This window comes from Streptomyces sp. NPDC051684 (assembly GCF_044453445.1).
Classification (GTDB): Bacteria; Actinomycetota; Actinomycetes; order Streptomycetales; family Streptomycetaceae; genus Streptomyces.
The window spans coordinates 255,591-276,520 of record NZ_JBITCS010000004.1; the positions used below are offsets into that span (position 1 = coordinate 255,591).

A 20,930-nucleotide genomic window follows, 5' to 3' on the forward strand; every position below is an offset into this window, starting at 1 on the left:
CGTTTAACCCTGTCGTCAATAGATTCGGGCGAGCCCTGCTCGGACGCTCTTCTTCAATACGCACCTCCTGAACGGGATTTGCACGGCTTGACCTGCCAACTCGCAGATCCGCGCCGGACTTTGGGTTGACGATCGCCCGGAGGCGTCCTTAGCGTTCGGTCACCTGATAGAACACGTTTACTGTCCGGAGGCAGGGTGCGTACCACTGACCAGGTGTCGACCGGGGCCGAGACCTCGGCCACCGGCGCCACACCGCCCCCACGGCGGCCCCGTACGGTTCTGGCGATGCACTCCTCGGTCGTCGACGACGTCTTCCCACCCGCCGTGCGCGTCCGGCTCGAGGACACCGCCGACATCCGGCCGCCGCACGTCCTGCGCGAGTTCACCAGCCCGCAGGCGCGCGCCGCGCTCGCCGAGTGCGAGGTGCTGCTCACCGGCTGGGGCTGCCCACCCATCGACACCGCCGCGCTCGACGGCGCGCCGCGGCTGCGCGCGGTGATCCACGCGGCCGGCACCGTCAAGCCCTTCCTGGGGCGGGAGGCCTACGAACGCGGGATCGCCGTGTCGTCGGCCGCCGCCGCCAATGCCGTGCCGGTCGCCGAGTTCACCCTCGCGGCGATCATCATGGGCGTCAAGCGGGCCCTCCCGCTCGCCCATCTCTTCCGCGCACGGCGCACCCATCGCACCGACGCCGATCTGGACCGGCACCACTGGATCGGCACCCGCGGCCTGACCGTCGGGGTCGTCGGCGCCTCCCACGTCGGCCGCCGCGTGGTGCGGCTGCTGCGCGCGCTCGACGTCGAGGTCCTCCTGTACGACCCGTACATCGAGGACACCGAGGCCTCCCTGCTCGGCGTCGCCCGCACCGACCTGGACACCCTGCTCGCCACGAGCGACGTGGTCACCCTGCACGCGCCCGACACCGAGGAGACCCGGCAGCTGCTCGACGCCCGCCGCCTTGACCTGCTGCGGCCGGGCACCCTGCTGGTGAACACGGCACGCGGACCCCTCGTGGACACCGAGGCCCTGGTCGCGCACCTGGCCAGTGGCCGGATCGACGCAGTGCTCGACGTGACTGACCCGGAACCGCTGCCCGCCGACCACCCGCTGTGGGACCTGCCCAACGTCCTCATCACACCGCACCTGGCCGGTGCCCAGGGCAACGAGGTGGGCCGGCTCGGCGCACTCGCCGTCGACGAGCTCACCCGGTACGCGCACGGCGCCGCGCTCCACCACCCGGTCCGCCTCGACGACTTGGAGCACATCGCGTGACCGGGCCCACCCCGCACGGCATAAGCTCTGGGGCGGGCGGAGCAGGAACGGCACGGCAGGATCACCAGGGGGTGGGCCGGATGGCCCGGCAACGATCGACGGCGGCGGGCGGCCCCGGTCACCGCGAGCAGCGCCGCGCGACGGTGGTCGACGTCGCCAGGCACGCCGGTGTCTCCACCGCCACCGTCTCCCGCGTCATGAACCGCAACTACCCGGTCGCCGCCGCCACCCGCGAGCGCGTCGAGGCCGCGGCACGCGAGCTCGGCTACGTGGCCAACGCCCACGCCCGCGCCCTCGCCGGCAGTTCGGGGCGCACGGTCGGCATCATCGTGAGCGAGCTGATCGACCCGTTCTACGCGTACATCGCGCGCGGCGTCGAACGCGAGGCGACCGCGGGCGACCGGCTGTGCCTGGTGTGCTGCACGCAGGGCGACCCGCAGCGCGAGCTGGCCTTCATCGAGCTGATGCACGAGCGGCGCGCGGACGCGGTGGTGCTGGTCGGCGGGAGCGTCGACGACCCCGAGTACCGCGCGGAACTCTCGCGCAGGGCACACGAGTTGGCGGCGGACGGCGCCAAGCTGGTGCTGTGCGGGCGCCCCTCGCTCGGCGCGGACGTGCCCACGGTCGACGTGGAGTACGACAACGAGGGCGGCGCCTTCGCCATCACCGACCACCTGATCACCCGGGGACACCGGCGGATCCTCTATCTGGGCGGCCCGCCCGCCCTGTCGACGGCGCGCGACCGGCTCGCCGGACACCGGCGCGCGCTGGAACTGCGCGGCATCGAGCGCGTCCCCGAGCTGGAGCAGCCAGGCGCCTTCGGCCGGTCCTTCGGCTACCGGCGCATGTCGGAACTGCTGCGGGACGGGCCCGAGTTCACCGCCGTGTTCGCCGCCAACGACATCGTCGCCGCCGGGGCCGCGCAGGCCCTTGAGGAGGCCGGTCTCCGGGTGCCGCAGGACGTGTCGCTGGTCGGCTACGACGACATCCCGGTCGCCCAGGAGCTGCGGCCTCGCCTGACGACGGTCCGCATCCCGCTGGAGGAGATGGGCCGCCAGGCCGTGCGCGTCGCCCTGAACGGCGGGGACGAGGACGACTGGCGCGCGCCCACGACCGGCGCACTGCGCCTGGGCACCCACATCGTGGTCCGCGACTCCGTGGCACCCCCGGCGGCGCCGCCGGGCCGCGGCGGTCGGAAGCAGGGCTGAGGCGGCCGGAGGCCGAGCCGAGGCAGTCCGCGAGGGGCCGGGCCCGCACCGGTCACGACCCCGCAGCAGCGCGCCCCGCTGCTCGAAACTGCTCGCTTCGCGGCCACTTGGTGTAGTAACGAGCAGAAAATCGCGCCGGCACCTTGCCCCGACGCAGCAAACGCTTACATGCTGTCGCCCAGTTCGCACGCACCACGTCCCGCTCGTCCTTCCGACGTCCTTCGTCTCCTGGGGAGTCCCTGCATGCGCCCTGCCGACACGTCCCACGACCTCGCCGCCGCCGGCCGTCCCGACACACGCCCCGGCCCCGGGCGGCGCACGGTGCTCACCGCGCTGGCCGGTGCCGGAGCCGCCACAGGCCTCGCGCTCACTCTCGGGGCCGGCGCCGCGCAGGCCGCCACCGCCGCGACGGTGCGGCTGACGGCCCGTCCGTCCGCCGAGGCCGAGCGGCTCCGCCTCGGGCAGGCCCTGCGCGCCTCCGAGTTCCAGCCGACGGGCCGCTACGTCGCGGCCGACGCCCCGCTGCGCGTGGACGTGCAGCCGCACGACGACGCACTGCCCACCGTATGGATCGGCCGGTGGGACTACTACGCCACCCTGACCGCGCCCCGGCGCTACCCGCTGAAGCCGGGCGCCAACACGGTCACCGACCCGCACGGCGGCCCCGTCTACTTCTCTCTGGAGGGCAACGGCGAGCGGGCCACGGTCGCGTTCAAGAGCGGCAGCGTGCCCATGCCGGTGTTCACGCTCGGCAGCACCGAAGAGGACGAATTCCAGAGCCAGTTGGACACCATGACCGAGGTACCGGTCGTGGAACTGCACGGCCCGCGCTCGATCGTGACACTCACCCGCGAAGGCGCCCTCCTCTACCGGGACGAGAGCCACGCGGAGCTGCTGCGTCTCCTGGAGCAGATCATCGACGCCGAGTCGGCGGTCAGTGGGCTGAACGGCTCCAAGCCCGTGCACCGGCCCAAGGCGGGCGGCTACCACTTCACCGAGGTGTCGGTGGTGCCCTCCGGTGTCGGCGCGTACGCCACGCACGGCTACAACGGCTTCCCGCGCGCCTACCTCGACCGGGCGACGACGGCGCAGGGGCTGCGCACCCGCGGCTGGGGTCTGTACCACGAACTCGGCCATCTGCATCAGCAGTTCGCGTACAAGCCCGCCGCGATGACCGAGGTCACCGTGAACATCTACTCCCTGGCCGTGCAGCGGGCCCTGGGGCAGCCCTCCAACCTGCTGACCGTCGATCCGGCGACGGGGCTGAGCCCCTTCCAGTCGGCCCGCGCCAAGTTCGGCGCGGACGGGCTCACGTACGAGAAGTCCTTCGGGGCATACGAGAAGCTGGTTCCGCTGCGACAGTTGGAGCTGGCGTTCGGCGACTCGTTCTGGCCGCGGCTGCACCGGCTGGTGCGCGAGGAGAACCCGCAGTCGGCCTCCTCGGACTCGGCCGGGCGCTACCGCGCCCTCGCCACCTACGCGAGCCGGATCGCGGAGCGCGACCTCACCGACTTCTTCGTCACCACCTGGGCCCTCCCCATCGACGCGCAGGGGCGCGCGGAACTCGCCGCGCTCGAGTTGCCGAAGCCGTCCGTCGACCCCGCCACGCTGACCGACTGAACCGAAGGGCGAACACCGATCATGCAGCTGAGCAGACGCCGCACCCTGGCCCTCATGGGCGCGGGCGCAGCGGCGACGACACTTCCCCTCGGCCCCGGCTCCGGGATCGCCGCCGCGGCCGAGGACGACCCCTACGAGCCGCTGCTCGCGCGGGCGGCCGGGCAGCTCACCGGAGGCGAGGTCGACCCGGACGACCCCGATGTCGCCGCCGCGCTGGCCGCCCTCGACCAGCAGGCCGCCGGCTGGTGGCAGGCACTCGACCGCTCCGCCGGCCGCACGGCCCTGTGGTCCGATCTGGCCCCGGCCTCCGATCCGGGCATGTTCGGCCAGAGCTACACCCGGCTGCGCACCCTCGCCACGGCCTGGGCGACCCCCGGCACCTCCCTCACCGACGACGGCACGGTGCGCGACGCCCTCCTCGACGCGCTGCGCTTCCTGCGCACCACCGGCTACAACGACGCGCGCGCCGAATCCGGCAACTGGTGGTTCTGGGAGATCGGCGCACCGCGCGCGCTCCTCGACACCTGTGTCCTGCTGCGCGCGCACCTCCCCGCCGCCGATCTGTCCGCTTACCTCAAGACGGTCGCCAAGTTCGTCCCGAACGCCGACCGGCGCACGAACTCGCCCACACTGGCGGAGACGGGCGCCAACCGCGCGGACAAGGCCGTCATCGTCGCCCTGCGCGGCCTGCTCGCCGGCGACCCGGACGTCGTCGCGCTGGCCCGCGACGGCCTCTCGGACGTCCGGGACAGCGGCAAGAACAGCCTGTTCCAGTACGTCACCTCGGGCGACGGCTTCTACGAGGACGGCTCGTTCGTCCAGCACTCCTCGGTCGCCTACACCGGCACCTACGGAGGCGTCCTGCTCGGCAGCGCGGGACAGCTGATCGCACTGCTCGCCGACTCGCAGTGGTCCGTCACCGACCCTGCGGTGAAGGTGCTGTACGAGGCGGTCGAGCGCTCCTTCGTGCCCGTGCTCCTCGACGGCGTGATGATGGACGCGCTGCGCGGCCGCGCCGTCTCGCGCGAACGGGCCCGCGACCACACCGACGGCGCGGCCACCGCCTCGTTCGTCCTCCAACTCGCGGACGGCGCCCCGCAGTCGTACGCCGCCGGCTGGCGCTCGACCGTCAAGGGATGGATCCTGCGCAACAAGGACACCCCGTACCTGCGGCTCGTCGGCCTCCCCGCCCTGACCCGCGCGAAGGCCCTGCTGGCGGATACGGCGGTGCGCCCCGCGGAGCGGCTCACCGGCCACTACGCGTTCGCCGACATGGACCGGGTGGTGCACCGGCGGCCCGGCTGGTCGTGCGCCCTGTCCCTGTCCTCCAAGCGCATCGCGGCGTACGAGGCGGGCAACGGCGAGAATCTGCACGGCTGGTACACGGGCGACGGCATGACGTACCTGTACGACGGCGACGACCTCGACGCCTTCGGTGACGACTTCTGGCCGACGGTGAACCCGTACCGGCTGCCGGGAACCACCGTGGACACGCGCGAGCGCGCCGACCTGGGCACAGGCGCCGGAACCGGCACCTTCCGGCCGAAGAACGCGGTCGCGGGCGGCGCGGTGCTCGACTCCCGGTACGGGGCGGCGGCGATGGAACTGATCGCCGACGGGTCGACGCTGCGCGCCAAGAAGGCGTGGTTCCTCCTCGACAACGCGGTCGTCGCCCTGGGCGCCGGCATCACGGCGAGCGACGGCCGCACGATCGAGACAGTCGTGGAGAACCGGAACCTGCACGCCGACGGCGCCCCACGGCTCACCGTCGACGACCGGCCGCAGCCCGGCGAGCAGGGCTGGTCGGCGCGGCTCACCGACGCGCACTGGGCACACCTGGAAGGCACGGGAGGCTACGTCTTCCCGGCCGGTGGTCCGCTGCGCGTGCTGCGCGAGGAACGCACCGGGACGTGGCGCTCCCTCAACACCGGTGCGGACACCGGCGGTTCCACCACCCCGGTCACCCGGCGCTACGCCACCCTCTGGTTCGATCACGGCCCCTCCCCCGAATCCGCTTCCTACGCCTACGTCCTGCTGCCGGGCGCGACGGCCGCCGCCACCGCCGCGTGGTCCCGCTCCACCCCGGTGCGCGTCCTCACGAACACCGCGACCGTCCAGGCCGTCGAGTCGCCCCGGCTCGGGCTGCGCGCCGCGCACTTCTGGGCGGCGGGATCCGTCGAAGGACTGCGCGCCGACGGCCCGGGCACCGTCCTCGTCCGCCGCCGGGACGACGGCATCAGCGTCGCCGTGTCCGACCCCGGCCGCACCGGGACCACCCTGTCCGTCGAACTCCCCTTCCCCGTACGCCGCGTGGTCCGCGCAGACGACACGGTCTCGGTCACGCCGGGCCGCCGCCCGGTGGTCACGGTGCGCGTCGCGGGCTCGCGCGGCCATACGCACACCGTCGACCTCGTATAGCGCAGCCCTTTGTCCCGCCCGTCCCCACCGAGGAGCCGTCGAGCCACCATGCCCGCCCCGTACCTCTCCCTGCCGCCGACCGACCGCGTCCGCTCCCCGCTGACGGGATGGACCCGGGCCCACTGGGAGGCCCTCGCCGACCAGCAGTTGGCGGCGCTGCTGCCCTACGCGACGCCGGGGTTCGCGCAGTACCGGCTGCCCGGTCGTGGCAGTTGGTCGGGGGTGGTGCTGGACGGGCTCGAAGGGTTCGCTCGGACATTTCTGCTGGCCTCTTTCCGGATCGCGGGCGCGGGCAAGGACACGGCGGGGACCGGCAACGGGACCGAGGCCCCTGCCGTTTCCCACCTGATCGAAAGGTATACGCAGGGTCTGACAACGGGCACGGACCGTGACCACGCGGAGGCCTGGCCGGAACTCACCGACTGCTCCCAGCAGATGGTCGAGGCCGCCTCGATCGCGATCGGCCTGCACGAGACCCGCCCCTGGATCTGGGACCGGCTCGACGGCCGGGTCCAGGAACGGGTGGTGGACTGGCTCTCGGGCTTCGTGGGCGCCCGCACCTGGGACAACAACTGGCGCCTCTTCCAGGTGGTGGCCGAGCAGTTCCTGGCCTCGGTCGGCGCCCCGTACAGCCAGAGCGACATCGACGGCGGGCTCGACCGGATCGAGGACTGGTACATCGGCGACGGCTGGTACAGCGACGGCGACGGCCGCAATTTCGACTATTACGTCGGCTGGGCGCTGCACCTGTACCCGCTGCTGTGGGCGCGGATCGCGGGCATGGACGGCAACGGCGGTGGCGAGGACGACAGCGGGCGCGCGAAGGTCTACCGGGAGCGGCTCTCCCTGTTCCTGGAGACGTACCCGCAGTTCTTCGGCGCCGACGGCGCGCCCGTGCACCAGGGGCGTTCCCTGACGTACCGGATGGCGGCGACGGCGCCCGTCTGGCTGGGCGCGCTGGCCGACTGCACGCCGCTCGCGCCGGGCCTGACACGCCGTCTGGCCTCGGGCACCGCACGGCACTTCGCCGAGCGCGGCGTGCCGGACGAGCGGGGGCTCCAGCCCCTGGGCTGGTACGGCACGCACCTGCCGACCACCCAGCCGTACTCGGGCCCGGCCTCACCGTACTGGTCGAGCAAGGGTTTCCTGGGGCTCCTCCTGCCGGCGGAGCATCCGGTGTGGACCGACCGCGAACTCCCCCTGCCCGTGGAGCGGGAGACCCAGTACACGGTGCTGCCCGCACCGGGCTGGCTGCTGCACGGCACTCCGCACGACGGCATCGTCCGCCTCGTCAACCACGGCAGCGACCACAATCCGCTCGACGGCCCCGCCGACGACGACCCGCACTACGCCAAGCTCGCCTACTCCACGGCGACGGCACCCGAGTCCGCCCCGCACGCCTGGTCCCGCACGATCGACAACCACATCGCGCTGCTCGCCCCGGACGGCACCCCGTCGCGCCGCCTCCGCGTCCACCCCCTCACCTGCGAAAACCGCCGGGCTTCATCGCTCCACCACGTGCACCTCCCGGAAAGCGAGAGCGAGTTCCCGATCGAGTCGACGAGTGTGCTGCACGGCCCCTGGGAGCTGCGGGTGCACCGGGTGCGGGCCCCCGCGGGCAGCACGGTCCGCGAGGGCGGGCACGCGGTCGCCGACACCGCACGGCCGCATGCCGAACAGGGCCCGGGCTGGTCGTTGGCGCGCACCGATTCGGGACTGACGAGCGCGGTGGTGGCCCTGCACGGCTGGGACACGGAGGCCGGGGTCGCCCGCGAGGTGGCGGCGAACGCCTTCGGTCCCCACTCGGCGACCCCGTTCCTGCGCTCACTGCCCCACCCCGGCGGCACCACCGTCCACGTCACTCTGGTCGCCCTCACCCGCGACGCGGTGCACCCGCGGGCGCTGCGGGAGGCGATCGAGTGCACGGTCGACACGGCGGGCACGGTCGCGGTCACGTTCCCCGACGGCGAGGTGGTGAACGTGTCACCTCACTCGATCCAGCGGGCGGCCGCCTCGTAGGTGGTGTCCGGGGCGTCGTTGAACGCGATGGCCGCGGCGGGCGCGTACCGTCGGACCAAGTTGACGACCAGTTCGAGGAGTTCGGCCTGATCGTCCGAGTGCCGCAGCCCGCCACCGATGGTGACGCACTCCCACGGGTGGGCCCGCAGCGCGCTGCCGACGACGGCCTCGACGTCATCGCTTCCGTCGAGGCCGAACAGACAGGTCTCCACCGCCACGCCGTGTTCGGCGAACTTGGCGAGCCCCGCCTCGATGCGCGCGACCACCGGCTCGGGATCCCAGGGCCCCGGCACCCGACGCGGGTCGAACCCGATGACGAGGACGCGGGGTGCGGCGGCGGTGGCGGTGGCGGTGGCGGTGTCCATGGCCCGACGATACGCGGCGCGTGCCCGCTCAGGCCTCGGCGAGGACCTTGGCCGCGGGAGCGAACGGGAAGCCGAGGAGGTCCTCGATCGGCGCGTACAGCTCGGGCGTGTGCATCGTGGACGAGAGCAGCAGGTTCGCCGCCGGGGCCACCAGGACGGAGATCTCTTTCCCGACCTCGACGTCGGCGGAGGCGAGTGGCTGACCGGCCGCGTCGAACGTCGTGATCAGGTCGGGGAACGCGGCCTTGCGCTCGCCGCCGGACTCAAAGGTCATGTACTCGTTGACGAAGTGCAGCTCCGTGCCCACCGCGTCGTCCAGGACCGCGACGCCGATGTCCAGACCCTCCCGCTGTGCGCAGCGGTACTCGCGGACGGTGCCGGTCACCGCGATCTCGCCGCCGAGGTGGGCGGCCGCGCCCGCCGGCCCTTCCGCCAGGAAGCGGCGGCCGAGCTCGATGGCAGAGCCGATGGCGCCGGGGGCGCCGTGCCGCCTCGCGTAGGCGACCTCGACCGGGTTGCGGGCCACGCCCACCCAGCCGCCCGCCTCGATCGAGGCGCGGCGGACCACGTTGGAGGTGGCGTCGAGGGTGCCGGTGACGGCGCCCTCGACGTAGGTGTGCGGCTTGCCGCCCGCGTAGCCCTGGTAGGAGCGGTAGCCGTCCCGTGCGTGCAGGCCCATCGCGCCCATCTGACTGGAGGGGTGGGCGCGGCCGTTGCAGGCCAGGTCGATGACGGGCAGGCCGGTCATCGCGGAGTGGAACCAGCCGTTGATGGTGGTCTCGGCGCCGTTCTCGTTGGTGTGGATCGCGGCGAGCGGGCGCGGGAGGTCGCGGCGCAGCAGTTCGAGGGCGCGCAGCAGGTGGGTGGGCAGCACCTGCGGGTCGGGCGCGGCGGGGGCACCGACCAGGGCGACGGTGGCGGTCAGCGCGTCGTCGGCGAACTCGTCGGCGCTCCACAGTTCGGGCGTGCCCACCTGGAGGGCCAGTTCGGCGGTGCGCAGGCCCCGTGCGACGAATCCGCCGCCTCCGCCGCCGAGCACGGCTCCTCCGTAGACGGCTGCCTTGAGGTCGTCGTGCGTCAACTGTCGCTTCACAGGGGGCTCCTGGGTCGTTCTCGATGTACAGGTGGTGCGGGGTGTCCGAGTGGCGGGGGTGTGGCTGCGCGGAGGGTTACTTCGTCGCCGTCCACACGCCGTTGCCGAACGAATAGAGCGCGTCGCCCGCGATCGCTCCGCCGGCGAAGATCTCGAGGTTCTCCTTGGCCTTGGGGCCCAGGAAGCGGGGCGCGAGGACGCGGACGGCGAGGCCCGCGGCGACCATCCAGCCGGCCATGGGCGTCGTGATCAGCAGCCCGGTGGCGAGCATGATCCCGAGCTGGCGCCTCGAACCGCCGATGAGCTGGATGATCGCGCCCGGGATCGCCCACAAGGCCAGCTGCTTGGCCGTCTCCACCGACGGTCCTGCCTTGATGGCGGCGACGTACGCGGCGTCGATCGGCGCGGTCTGCCCCTTGGCGAAGAACATCTGGTACGAGACGGCCACGACGACGATCGCGATGCCGAAGCCGACCATCGCGGCGATCAGCTGCTGGCGGCGGCCCTCCAGTTCGAAGGCCGGGTCGGCGCCCTCGCCGCGCAGCAGGAAGCCCGCCTTCAGGTCGTAGCCCATGTCGGCGAAGGCCGGTCCGGTGGCCGCGGTGAATCCGGAGAGGACGACGAGGGCCTCGGGCGGGAAGCCGACGAGGATGCCGATCAGCAGCGTGATCAGGGCGATTGCGAAGGCGGGGAACCAGCCGGAGTGCATGGAGGCGATGCCGACGAGCAGTTCGTGCAGGAACGCGGCCACGGTGGCGTAGAGGACGAAGGCGATCAGCATGCCGACGCTCATGTGCGTGACGATGCCGGTGCCGAGTGAGAGCAGGACCGAGATGGCGAGGTAGGCGCCGAAGCCCAGGCGCAGGGACTTGCCGAGGCGCCGGGCGCCGTCGTCGGCAGGGGTGCCGGTGGCCGGGGCGGTCGCCTTGCGTGCCTTGAGGACCGTGCGGCCGACCTGGACCAGGGCGACCAGACCGGCGCCGATCATCATGCCGTGCGGCAGGTACATGGCGTTCAGGTCGAGGCCGAGCAGCGGCTCGGCGTAGCTGATGCTCAGCAGGCCCGCGCCGAACGCGGCCATCGAGGCGAGCCCGCCGATCAGGGCGACACCGAACGCGGACATCGGCAGCGCCAACGCGGCGCCCGCGACTCCCGTGACCAGGCCGAGCCCGAGCACCCCTGCCCGCCGGCCGCCCTCGTCGCCCGCCTTGATGGCCTCGGCGGCGGCGAGTCCCGGGGCCCACGGATTGCTCGCGGGGAAGGCCGGGGTGTCGTACATCCGGTACAGCAGCCAGGCGTCGACCAGCATCGCCACGGAGACGCCGATGAGCATCGGCACGATCATGTTGTCCAGGCCGAACAGGAACGGGATGCCGATCGGCAGGAACAGGCTGTTGGCCGCGCCGAAGGTGGCCGAGGAGATGCTCGTCTGCGCCAGGTTCTGGGCGTGCACCGAACGGAAGCCGCGGAAGGCGACGAGCGGGACGCGGGCGAGCGTCATCGCGGCCAGCGCGCCGATCAGCGAGGTGCTCGGGGTGACGCCGAGGGTGGCGAGCAGCTGTACGCCCACGATCGCGCCGAACACGCTGAGCACCACGGTCAGGACCAGATTGCCGGGAGCGAGCGCGCGGGGATGGCGACGCGGGGCGCCGCCCACGTCGTTCGTGCCCCCGGCGGCGGCCGTGGGCGGCCGCGCGGTGTCGGCGTTGGTGCTCATGCGTGCTCCTGAGGGTCGGCGCCGGTCGGCGACCTGGCGAGGTCTGGATCTGCCTGGTCGCGAACTGCCGAGTTCTATAATCTGGAACCAGATCCGAATATCTGGACCTGGATCATTCATAGCTGTCCGGCGCGCCGTCAAGCCCCATTGAGGAGTTCTCACGATGTGAGCCGTGCGCGGCCTGCGAAGGGGCGGTGCTGGTGACACCGCACGAACACATACGATCGGACCCGGAAACCGATCGGGGGAGGCACAGGAACCGGTGAGCACACTCGCCAACGCACGGGACGTGCTGCGCCTGATGGCGCACTTGCAGCGCGATGTCACCGTGACCGACGTCGCGGCCGAGCTCGGCCTGCCCAAGAGCTCGGTGTCACGGACGCTGAGCATGATGGCCGAGTACGGCTTCCTCGACCGCGACCCGCTGACCCGCGCCTACCGCCCCGGCGGCCTGATCATGGAGGCCTCGTACCACTTCCGGGCCTCGCGCGGCACCGTGTCCCTGCTGGAGGAGGAGGCCGCCCGCCTCGTCACCGACACCGGCTACACCGGGTACGTGGACGTGCTCGACGGAGCCGAGTCGCTGGTGCTGCACATGCGCATCGGTACGGCCGGCGCCCTCCAGGCATACACACCGGCGGGCACCCGGGCGCCCGCGTACGCCACTTCGATGGGTCGGGCGCTCCTGGCCCGCCTGGACGACGCACAGGTCACGCGGCTCGTCGACGCCCGCCTCGAGCAGGCGACCGGGACGGCCCCGCGGACCCGCGAGGAGCTGGTCGCCGTGCTGGCCCGGATCCGCGCCGACGGCTGGGACGTCTCGCGGGGCGAGTGGGTGTCGAACGTGGGTGGCATCTCGGCCGCCGTGCTCGACACCGACACGGGGCAGGTCTTCGGCATCGGCATCGCCCTGCCGGCCCCTGAACTGCGCGACGGGACGACCGAACGCTTCGGCACGGCGGTACGGGCGGCGGCCGCCCGCGTCGGCAAGCGCATCGGCGACCCGTACTGGCTGCGCTTCGACGCCGACGAGAGCTGACCCACCGTCACCGCGGCGCGAGCAGGCCCTCGATCACCTTGTCGATCCAGCCGGGACGCACTTCGCTGCCGAACGGGATCAGGGCGTGACTGCGCGCCAAATAGACCAGCAGCGACTGGTGGCCGATGCGGACACGGAGCCCACGCCCCGTATCGCGGGCCCGCAGCAGCACTCCGGGCGGACCGTCGGGGTCGACGACGGGGCACACGGTCACGTCGCCGACACCCGCCTGGCCGGACAGGCCTTCCGACAGCAAGTCCCGGGAGAACAGCCAGTGTTCGACCCGGCGGCCGCGCCGCGACACGGTCACCTCGACGACCAGGGGGTCGTCCTCGCTGTAGCGGAGCCTGACGTCGCACGGATCACGCACGCCACCGTCCGCCTCGCCCGCGAGCCCACGTACGGTCGCTTCGAGCTGCCGTTCACTACCCCTGTCAGGACCCACCCTGATCATTCCCTTCCCCGTGGACGCGCCGCGCGACGAGCCGTAGAACGACGCTCGAACTAACTTAGATACGGAGTCAGAAGTGCCGTTGGCATAGTCATCGATGACCATCAATCCCACGCAACCTGTTCGACCGTTCGCACGCCAGCACCAACGGGCTCGTATGATGCCGGGGTGCCGAAGCCGATCCCGGTGAACCGCCGTTCATTGATCGCCGCGTGGGCGGTGCTGTGCCTCGGCGGGCTCGCCGCCACCGCCGCACTGAACGCCTCCCCGACTCGGGAGCGACAGACCGAGCCGCGGCCCGAGAGGCAGTCCGCGCACGCCGATTGCGACGCCCGCATCGCGAAGCTCGACAAGTGGATGGCCGTGCGCGAGCAAGAGGACAAGGAGAGCGGAGACGCCACGCTCTCGGCCGTTCAGGTCGACCCCGAGGACGTGTGCCATGACGCGGTCGCGGAGCACCTGGACGCCCGGCGGTGAGCACACAGGTCTGACCACGGCAGCGGATCCTACGCCGCGCGTCACCTGTTCGTATGGACCTTCGCGCATCCCACCGCACAGCCCGCGCACGCGCGCGACAATCCGCTGCATGACGTTCGGCATCGTGCGGCGCCGTCCCGGCGAACTCCCCCGTGAACTCACCGGCTTCATCGGCCGGGCCCCTGAATTGACCCAGTTGGCAGCGGCGTTGGACAAGCAGCGCTGCGTCACGGTGGTGGGGCCGGGTGGTGTCGGCAAGACCCGGCTCGCGCTGCGCGCGCTCGCGGGCCGCACCACCGGGGCCGAGGCGCCGGTGTGCCTGGTGGAGCTGTCCGCGCTGCGCGACCCCGGACTGCTGCCGCACACCCTCGCCGCCTGCCTCGACCTTCCCGAGCAGTCGGGGCGGCCTCAACTAGACGTGGTGCTCGACCACTTGCGAGAGACGCCCGCGCTCATCGTCCTGGACACCTGCGAGCACCTGGTGGACGCCTGCGCCGAGCTCGTAGACGTACTGCTCCGCGAGACCGACGGCGTACGCGTCCTGGCCACTAGTCGGCAACCCCTGGACGTGCCGGGTGAGCACACCTTCCCGTTGTCGCCGCTGGGCGTGTCGGACGCGGGCGGCGAGGCGGTGTCGCTGTTCGAGCAGCGGGCCGCGGCCGTCGTCCCCGGGTTCGAGGTGACCGACGCCAGCAGGGACGCCGTGGTGCGGCTGTGCCGGCGCCTGGACGGCATGCCGCTCGCCATCGAACTGGCCACCGTCCGACTGCGCGCCGTGCCGTTGAACCAGCTCATCGACCGTCTGGAGGACCGCTTCCGCCTCCTGACCGGCGGCCGCCGCACCTCGCTGCCGCGCCACCAGACGCTGCGGACGACCATCGACTGGAGCCACGACCTGTGCGACGCCCGCGAGCAGCGGCTGTGGGCACGGCTCTCCGTCTTCGGTGACGTCTTCGACCTCTCGGCCGCCGAAGCGGTGTGCGGATTCGGCGAGTTGGGCTCGGACGAGGTGCTGGAGGTGCTCATCGACCTCGTCGACAAGTCGGTGGTGCAGCGGGTGGACGAGTTCGGGCCAGACACCGGCGTCGACGGCACCACCCGCTACCGGATGCTCGACACTCTGCGCGAGTACGGGGCGGAGAAGCTGGCCGCATCGGGCGAGGGGACCGCGGCACGCGACCGGCATCTGGCCCGCTACGTCCAGGCGGCGGACGAGTTCGACCGGCACTTCATCGACGACGACCAGCTGCCGCGCGTCCAGGCGCTGCGCCGCGAACACCCGGACATCCGGCTGGCGTTGGAGTACGCGCTCGGGCGCGGCGACCGGGAGCAGAAGGGTGCCGGGCTCGCCGGGGCGCTGTGGGGGTACTGGCAGATCACGGGGCTCCTCACGGAGGGGCGGTACTGGCAGCAGAAGGCCGCGGCGGCGTTTCCCGGGGCGACTCCGGAGCGGGCGTGGGCGCTGGTCATCGGCGGGTACATCAGGACGTTCCAGGGTGATCCGGTCGGTGCCGTGCCGGAGATCAAGGAGGGCATCGAGATCGCCGACCGGCTCGGCGAGTCCCTGATCCGCGCCCGCGGCTGGCTGTACCTGCACTGCGCGTACACGTTCGCCTGCGACTTCGAGCGCGCCGAGCGGGCCGCGGTGGCCGCCCATGAACGGCTCGCGGCGCTCGGCGACCTCATCGGCCTTGTCTGCCTGGACGTCCAGGCCGGATACCAGTACCACCTCTCGGGGCAGGACGACCTCGCCCTGGAGCGCAGCGGCCAGGGGCTGGCCCGGCTCGGCGCCGGCTCGAAGGAGTGCTGGCTGCGCGGTTTCGTGCACACCATCGTGGGGCTCAGCCACTACTCGAAGGGGGACCCGGGGGCGAGCGAGGCGGCCCTCAAGGAGGCGCTTCCACTCAAGGCGGCGCTCGGCGACGTGATCGGCTGCGGCTACGCGGTGGAGATCATGGCGTGGGCCGCGGCCCGGGACGGCCGGCACCGGCGGGCCGCCTGGCTGTTCGGCGGCTCGGACGCGCTGTGGCAGTCGACCGGCGGCGAGCTGCTGAGCGGCGCGCCGGTCTCCGTGGAGAACCACCGGATGGCGGCGGAGGCGACGCGCTCAGGGCTGGGTGGCGATGTCTACGAGCACCTGTGGCAGCTGGGCGCCACCGCGCCGCGCGAGGCACTGTTCGCGGCGGCGCTCACCGGCGCGAACGAACTCAGCGTGGAGCCGGCCGAGTTGCCGGGGCAGCGCAGGGCGGGTTCCGGAGAGTCGCTGACCCGCCGCGAACACGAGGTGGCACGCATGGCGGCGGACGGCCTGTCGAACCGGGAGATCGCCGAGCGCCTCTTCATCTCCCGCCGCACCGTCGACGCCCACATGGAACGCATCCTCTCCAAACTCGGCATCAGCTCCCGCAACCGCATCGCGGTGAAGCTCGCGACGGCGGGGACCGGGGAGTGACGCCCACCCTCGCGTACTGATCCACCCCAACCCGACCCCGTGCCTTGACAGTTGCCCACGGTCAGCAGATAGATGTACGGGGCACAAGGGGCTAAGGGGAGTGGTGGGAACGCGCATGTCGCAACGTGAACACGCCGCCGTCATGGGGCTGTTGGTACTGGTACTGGCCGCCGCGGCGTTCGCCGCCCGGCGCCCGCTGGCCCGCCGCACGGGGATGCCTCCGGCGGCGACGCTCGGCATGCTCCTGATGGCCGCCGTCTGCCTGGGGCTGACACTTCCGGACCAGTTCCAGGCCGGAGCGGCGGCGCGGCTCCAGTCATGTCTGAACGGGTCCTCGACGCGCGCCTTCCCCGGCGGACCGGTTCATCACGCCTTCAACGTGGTGGCCTGGGTGCCACTTGGCCTCTTCGGTGTCCTCGCGAGCCGTCGCCCCGCGGTGTTCACCCTCGCCGGATCCGTGGTGTGGGCACTCGTCGAGGTGGCACAGACCCTCGACCCGGAGCGCTCGTGCCAGCCGGTCGACTGGATGAACAACTCCCTCGGCATCCTGGCCGGCGCCGTCGTCGGCGTGCTCCTGCTCAGGCGGCCTTCCGCTCTTCGGACGTGAGGCCACGCAGCTTCCAGAGCCCGTGCAGGGCCAGCAGCGGCTTGCCGAGCAGCCATTCGCCGGGGCGGCAGTCGTCCGCCCGCACGAGCCGCTCGGCAAGATCGGGACGCTGCCGCCGCAGGTACGCGCGGGCCTTCAGGGCGTGCGCGGGCTGGGAGACGATCTTGATGCGCTGGACGTCCTCGATCATGGGGAGCACGTTCGTGATGTTCTCCCACGTCGTCGTCGACCGGTTCTCGATGAGCACCGTGCCGTCGAATCCGCATGCCGACTTCGCGTAGCCCGCCATCAGTTGGACCTCCGTGGCGCCGCTTCCGGCCGCCGCGCCACCGCTGAAGCGGACGGAAGACATCCGGGTCAGAAGCCCGGTTCGGACGGCAGGCCGTCGGCCGTGCGACCGGCGGCCCCCGGGCCCACGGCCAGGTCGTCCGCCGCTTCGGTCAGGGCGCGCAGCCCCTCGACCAGACCGGCGCGGATCCCGACGGGGAGGGTGCCGACGAGTGCGGCGACCTCGCGGTGGCGGTGGTCGAGCACCTGGCGTACGAGGGTGGCGCCGGACGGCGTGAGCCGGAGGACGACCTCCCGGCGGTTGGCCGGGTTGGCCTTGCGGTCGACCAGGCCGCCGGCCTCCAGCTTGTCCACCATGCGCAGGGCCGTCGACGCGTTGACGCCCAACGTGGCGGCCAGTACGGCGAGTTTGACCGGTCCGCACCGGTCGAGCACCACCAGCGTGCGCAGCTGCGGCAGTGTCAGCGTGGCGTCTACCGAGGCGAGGGCGCGGGCCGACAGGGCGACCAGGAGCCTGGACGCGGCCATGACCGTCTCGGTGACCTCCTTGGTCTCCTCGTCGACGCCCTGCGGGGACTCCTGGTCCACGCGCGGCGGTTCGTCGTCGTCACGCCTGTTCAGACCGTCCACCGCTGCCACTCTCTCCACATCACCCATGTTCACTATTGCAGTCTGCAATGTTACTCTCGGCGTATGCCCGCCCCGCATCGGCACGGCGGGGCCGGTTCGAGGAAGTGATGTCCGTGAGCAGTGAACTCGTACATCGAGGATATTCGTTCGTCTGCCTGAGCTGTGGTCATGGCTGGGAGGCCGAGTTCGCCATTCGGCTTGCCACCGACGACTACGGGAGGCTGCACGCCACGTACTACGTCGCCGAGCGTCGCGTGCCGTCGCCGCTCAGCGATGCGCGCTGCCCGGCCTGCGAGAGCCACCACGTGCGCATCCTGCGCCCTGGGCGGGTGGACTCCGCCCGTGTGCGGCACGAGGACTGACTGACCTCTTCCTCGCTCGCACGCCCGAAGGCTCTCGCCTTCCGCTCCACCCCGGGCAATGACGCCCACCCCTGCCCCGCACGGCCGCGAGCCGGCGGGCCGCTCCCGCGCGCCCGTAGGGCGGCAGGTTCCTGCCCGCTCACGCACCATGAAACCGGAGGCTTCGTGGCCACGCCCACAGCCGCCAGAGCTCCCCATGAGCCTGCCGCCGCCCAGCCGACTCCCCACGCCCATCCCAAGATCCCGCACCTGGGCGACTTCCACGTCATGCCGCGGGTGGCGGTGATCGCCGCGCTGGCCGTGCCCGTCGGGGCCGCGGCGGCGCTCGTCGCCGTGGGCCTGCTCAAGCTGATCGCCCTGTTCACCAACCTCTGCTTTCACGGCCGCCTCTCCTTCGGTGACACCACGCCGGCGACCACCTCGCACTGGTGGCTGATCCTGTTCATGCCGATCGTCGGCGGGCTCGTCATCGGCGTGATGGCGCGCTACGGATCGGAGAAGATTCGCGGCCACGGGATGCCGGAGGCCATCGAGTCGATCCTCGTCGGGCGCAGCAAGGTCCAGCCCCGGATCGCGGTCCTCAAGCCCGTCTCGTCCGCGGTGTCCATCGGGACCGGCGGCCCGTTCGGCGCCGAGGGGCCCATCATCATGACCGGTGGCGCGGTCGGCTCGATCCTCGCGCAGTTCCTGCGGGTGACCACCGACGAACGCAAGACCCTGCTGGTGGCGGGGTCCGCCGCGGGCATGGCCGCCACGTTCAACGCCCCGTTCGCCGCGATCCTGCTCGGAGTCGAGCTCCTGCTGTTCGAGTGGCGGCCGCGCTCCTACATACCGGTCGCGGTCGGCGCCGTCACCGCGACGCTCGTGCGCGGCCCGATCCTCGGCACCGCTCCCCTGTTCGCGGGAGCGCACGTTCCCGACCGGCTGCCGCTGTCCGCGTACGGGCTGTGCGTCGTCGCCGGAATCGGCGCGGGGCTCCTTGCCCTGGTCGCCACCTGGCTCGTCTACTTCTCCGAGGACATGTTCGCCCGGATCCCGCTGCACTGGATGTGGTGGCCGGCCATCGGCGGGGCGATCATCGGCATTGGCGGCCTGGTCGAGCCGCGCGCCCTGGGCGTCGGCTACGACGTGATCGACCAGCTGCTGACCGGCCGCGCGACCGTCGGCCTGATCATCGGCATCCTCCTGGTCAAGACTCTGATCTGGGGCCTGTCGCTCGGTTCGGGCACCTCCGGAGGCGTCCTCGCCCCCATGTTCATGATCGGCGGCGCGCTGGGGGCCGCCGAGGGCCTCGTCTTCCCCGCCGTCAGCCCCGGCTTCTGGGCCCTGGTCTCGCTCGCCGGTGTCCTCGGCGGTGTCATGCGCTCCCCGCTCACCGGCATCGTCTTCTGCCTCGAACTCACCCATGAGGTCAACGCCCTTGTCCCCATGGTGATCACCGCGTCCTCCGCGTACCTGCTCTCGGTGATCATCCTCAAGAGGTCCGTGCTCACCGAGAAGATCGCGCGCCGCGGACTGCACCTCACCCGCGAGTACTCCGTGGACCCGCTGGAGGTCCACCTGGTGCGCCAGCTCGACACTTCAGCGCCCGCCCGCACGCTGCACGCCGACGCGAGCGTCGACACGACCGCCGCGCGGCTGCGCAGCCTGCGGGACGAGCACGACGCGTCGGGTGTGCCGGCCCAGCGCCTCTTCCCGGTCCTGGACGGCGCCGCCACCCTGACCGGCGTCGTCACCTCGGACCAGGTACTGCGGGCCGCCCCCGACGACACCCGGCCGCTGAGCGCCCTCGCCGGGCCGCCGGTCGTCGCCCACCCCGACGAGACCCTGCGGACGGTCGCCAACCGGATGGCCGCCCACCACGTCACCCGTGTCGTCGTCACTCCGCGCGACGAACCGGACCGCGTCGAGGGCATCCTGAGCCTCAGTCAGCTGTTGGAGGCCCGCCGCGTCGATCTCTACGAGGAGCAGCACATGGAGCGGACGTTCCTGCGCGGTCGAGCCCCGGTGCAGGCGGCGAGGTAGCCCGCTCGAACGCAAGGTGCCGCCGGGGCCCAGGAGGGGGCGGAAGGTCCCCGGCGGCGACCACCTTGCAGAAGGAACGTTTCCACACCTCACGCCCGAACCTGCGCAAACGCGCCGTCGCGGCCCGAAAGTATGGCGGCCAGAGCTTCGGCCGCTCTCGTGCTCATGTGTTCGGATCGGGCCGATATCCTGGACGGATGGCGGAGAGAACCCGCGGTGAGCCGCAGATCGATGGACGCTCCACCCGCTGGGACGGGCACAAGGCACAGCGTCAGGTGAAGTTGGTGGACGCGGCTGTCGCGCTCATCGAGGAGGAGGGCGCGCACTTCCGGATGCAGCGCCTGGCGGAGCGCGTGGGGCTGCCGCGGTCCGTGCTCTACCGGCACTTCAAGGACCGCGCCTCCTTCGACGAGCTGATCCGCCGGCGGGTGGTGGAGTCGTTCGTGAAGCGGATGGAGCCCACGCTCAGCTTCGAGGGCACCGTCGAGGAGTCCGTGCACCGCGTGGTGGGCGCGCACCTGGACTGGGTGTTGCAACACCCGCGCCTGTACGCCTACATGGGCGTCGCCGAGCACGCCATGGGGGACGGCTCGCTGGTGGCGGACACGAAGACGGCCATCGCGCTGATGCTGAGCGAGCGGTTCAGCGACGTACTCGCGGCGCTCGGGGTGAAGGGGACGCCGATCCGCTCGGTGGCGGTCGGCATCGTGGGTTTCGTGGACACCGCGGTCAACCAGTGGATGCGCGATCCCGAACGCGAGCAGACCGAGGACGAGTTGCGCGCCATGCTGTGCCGCTCGGTCTGGGCCGTACTGGAGGCGACACTGCGCGACCTCGGCGTGGAGCTGACGCCGCAGCAGCGGGTGGCGGACGTGGAAGGGGTCTGA

Annotated in this window: 17 protein-coding genes and 1 pseudogene; 12 read left to right on the top strand and 6 right to left on the bottom strand. The window is 72.0% G+C overall.

Features of this window, described 5'->3' with window-relative positions:
• Positions 1-285: 285 nt before the first annotated feature.
• The 5 genes from ACIA8D_RS07100 to ACIA8D_RS07120 all read left to right on the top strand — a co-directional run bounded on the left by ACIA8D_RS07100 (position 286) and on the right by ACIA8D_RS07120 (position 8,537).
• Positions 286-1,272, top strand: a complete 987-nt coding sequence (locus tag ACIA8D_RS07100) for a hydroxyacid dehydrogenase (RefSeq protein ID WP_399229681.1) — start codon at positions 286-288, stop codon at positions 1,270-1,272.
• Positions 1,273-1,352: 80 nt separating this feature from the next.
• The gene (locus ACIA8D_RS07105; protein WP_399229492.1) at positions 1,353-2,480 is read left to right on the top strand and encodes a LacI family DNA-binding transcriptional regulator; all 1,128 of its coding nucleotides are present in this window, start codon (positions 1,353-1,355) and stop codon (positions 2,478-2,480) included.
• Between the two features lie 243 nt (positions 2,481-2,723).
• The gene (locus ACIA8D_RS07110; RefSeq protein WP_399229494.1) at positions 2,724-4,100 is read left to right on the top strand and encodes a M60 family metallopeptidase; all 1,377 of its coding nucleotides are present in this window, start codon (positions 2,724-2,726) and stop codon (positions 4,098-4,100) included.
• 21 nt (positions 4,101-4,121) lie between these two features.
• The gene (locus tag ACIA8D_RS07115; protein WP_399229496.1) at positions 4,122-6,518 is read left to right on the top strand and encodes a polysaccharide lyase 8 family protein; all 2,397 of its coding nucleotides are present in this window, start codon (positions 4,122-4,124) and stop codon (positions 6,516-6,518) included.
• Positions 6,519-6,566: 48 nt separating this feature from the next.
• Positions 6,567-8,537 (top strand): DUF2264 domain-containing protein, encoded by a 1,971-nt coding sequence (locus ACIA8D_RS07120; RefSeq protein WP_399229497.1) that lies wholly within the window; start codon positions 6,567-6,569, stop codon positions 8,535-8,537.
• Here the strand turns inward: ACIA8D_RS07120 and ACIA8D_RS07125 are convergent.
• The 3 genes from ACIA8D_RS07125 to ACIA8D_RS07135 form a co-directional block, all read right to left on the bottom strand.
• The gene (locus ACIA8D_RS07125) at positions 8,507-8,902 is read right to left on the bottom strand and encodes a hypothetical protein (RefSeq protein WP_399229500.1); all 396 of its coding nucleotides are present in this window, start codon (positions 8,900-8,902) and stop codon (positions 8,507-8,509) included. The genes ACIA8D_RS07120 and ACIA8D_RS07125 overlap by 31 nt on opposite strands.
• 28 nt (positions 8,903-8,930) lie before the next feature.
• The gene (locus tag ACIA8D_RS07130; RefSeq protein ID WP_399229502.1) at positions 8,931-9,995 is read right to left on the bottom strand and encodes a DUF917 family protein; all 1,065 of its coding nucleotides are present in this window, start codon (positions 9,993-9,995) and stop codon (positions 8,931-8,933) included.
• A 76-nt stretch (positions 9,996-10,071) separates the two neighbouring features.
• On the bottom strand, positions 10,072-11,712 hold the full coding sequence (locus ACIA8D_RS07135; protein ID WP_399229504.1) for an OPT/YSL family transporter: 1,641 nt from the start codon (positions 11,710-11,712) through the stop codon (positions 10,072-10,074).
• 262 nt (positions 11,713-11,974) lie between these two features.
• Here ACIA8D_RS07135 and ACIA8D_RS07140 point away from each other — a divergent pair, with 262 nt between their 5' ends.
• Entirely contained in the window at positions 11,975-12,751 is a 777-nt protein-coding gene (locus ACIA8D_RS07140; protein ID WP_399229506.1) for an IclR family transcriptional regulator, read from the top strand.
• A gap of 7 nt (positions 12,752-12,758) precedes the next feature.
• Here the strand turns inward: ACIA8D_RS07140 and ACIA8D_RS07145 are convergent, their stop codons facing one another.
• Complete coding sequence (locus ACIA8D_RS07145) at positions 12,759-13,121, bottom strand: SsgA family sporulation/cell division regulator (protein WP_399229508.1); 363 nt, start codon at positions 13,119-13,121, stop codon at positions 12,759-12,761.
• Between the two features lie 249 nt (positions 13,122-13,370).
• Between ACIA8D_RS07145 and ACIA8D_RS07150 the strand changes: the two genes are divergently transcribed.
• The 3 genes from ACIA8D_RS07150 (at position 13,371) to ACIA8D_RS07160 (ending at position 16,738) form a co-directional block, all read left to right on the top strand.
• Positions 13,371-13,679 (top strand): hypothetical protein, encoded by a 309-nt coding sequence (locus ACIA8D_RS07150; RefSeq protein ID WP_399229509.1) that lies wholly within the window; start codon positions 13,371-13,373, stop codon positions 13,677-13,679.
• Positions 13,680-13,788: 109 nt separating this feature from the next.
• A complete protein-coding gene (locus ACIA8D_RS07155; protein ID WP_399229512.1) occupies positions 13,789-16,131 on the top strand; it encodes an ATP-binding protein in 2,343 nt (780 codons plus the stop codon).
• 115 nt (positions 16,132-16,246) lie between these two features.
• A complete protein-coding gene (locus ACIA8D_RS07160) occupies positions 16,247-16,738 on the top strand; it encodes a VanZ family protein (RefSeq protein WP_399229514.1) in 492 nt (163 codons plus the stop codon).
• On the opposite strand, the pseudogene ACIA8D_RS07165 reads toward ACIA8D_RS07160, so the two are convergent.
• Together ACIA8D_RS07165 and ACIA8D_RS07170 are read right to left on the bottom strand one after the other, a co-directional pair.
• Positions 16,710-17,081: pseudogene (locus ACIA8D_RS07165) on the bottom strand (YdcF family protein); the annotation flags it as partial. The gene ACIA8D_RS07160 and the pseudogene ACIA8D_RS07165 sit on opposite strands and share 29 nt — an antisense overlap.
• Positions 17,082-17,095: 14 nt before the next feature.
• Positions 17,096-17,656, bottom strand: a complete 561-nt coding sequence (locus ACIA8D_RS07170; RefSeq protein WP_399229515.1) for a MarR family winged helix-turn-helix transcriptional regulator — start codon at positions 17,654-17,656, stop codon at positions 17,096-17,098.
• Positions 17,657-17,763: 107 nt separating this feature from the next.
• Between ACIA8D_RS07170 and ACIA8D_RS07175 the strand changes: the two genes are divergently transcribed.
• From ACIA8D_RS07175 to ACIA8D_RS07185, 3 genes are all read left to right on the top strand, one after another.
• The gene (locus ACIA8D_RS07175; RefSeq protein WP_399229517.1) at positions 17,764-18,018 is read left to right on the top strand and encodes a hypothetical protein; all 255 of its coding nucleotides are present in this window, start codon (positions 17,764-17,766) and stop codon (positions 18,016-18,018) included.
• Positions 18,019-18,183: 165 nt separating this feature from the next.
• Entirely contained in the window at positions 18,184-20,043 is a 1,860-nt protein-coding gene (locus ACIA8D_RS07180) for a chloride channel protein (protein ID WP_399229519.1), read from the top strand.
• A 197-nt stretch (positions 20,044-20,240) separates the two neighbouring features.
• Positions 20,241-20,930 (top strand): TetR/AcrR family transcriptional regulator, encoded by a 690-nt coding sequence (locus tag ACIA8D_RS07185; RefSeq protein ID WP_399229522.1) that lies wholly within the window; start codon positions 20,241-20,243, stop codon positions 20,928-20,930.

Excerpts from the sequence above, each read along its gene's own strand:
- ACIA8D_RS07100 (WP_399229681.1), top strand. The coding sequence starts at position 286 with ATGCACTCCTCGGTCGTCGACGACGTCTTCCCACCCGCCGTGCGCGTC.
- ACIA8D_RS07105 (WP_399229492.1), top strand. The coding sequence starts at position 1,353 with ATGGCCCGGCAACGATCGACGGCGGCGGGCGGCCCCGGTCACCGCGAG.
- ACIA8D_RS07110 (WP_399229494.1), top strand. The coding sequence starts at position 2,724 with ATGCGCCCTGCCGACACGTCCCACGACCTCGCCGCCGCCGGCCGTCCC.
- ACIA8D_RS07115 (WP_399229496.1), top strand. The coding sequence starts at position 4,122 with ATGCAGCTGAGCAGACGCCGCACCCTGGCCCTCATGGGCGCGGGCGCA.
- ACIA8D_RS07120 (WP_399229497.1), top strand. The coding sequence starts at position 6,567 with ATGCCCGCCCCGTACCTCTCCCTGCCGCCGACCGACCGCGTCCGCTCC.
- ACIA8D_RS07125 (WP_399229500.1), bottom strand. The coding sequence starts at position 8,902 with ATGGACACCGCCACCGCCACCGCCACCGCCGCCGCACCCCGCGTCCTC.
- ACIA8D_RS07135 (WP_399229504.1), bottom strand. The coding sequence starts at position 11,712 with ATGAGCACCAACGCCGACACCGCGCGGCCGCCCACGGCCGCCGCCGGG.
- ACIA8D_RS07155 (WP_399229512.1), top strand. The coding sequence starts at position 13,789 with ATGACGTTCGGCATCGTGCGGCGCCGTCCCGGCGAACTCCCCCGTGAA.
- ACIA8D_RS07160 (WP_399229514.1), top strand. The coding sequence starts at position 16,247 with ATGTCGCAACGTGAACACGCCGCCGTCATGGGGCTGTTGGTACTGGTA.
- ACIA8D_RS07175 (WP_399229517.1), top strand. The coding sequence starts at position 17,764 with ATGTCCGTGAGCAGTGAACTCGTACATCGAGGATATTCGTTCGTCTGC.
- ACIA8D_RS07185 (WP_399229522.1), top strand. The coding sequence starts at position 20,241 with ATGGCGGAGAGAACCCGCGGTGAGCCGCAGATCGATGGACGCTCCACC.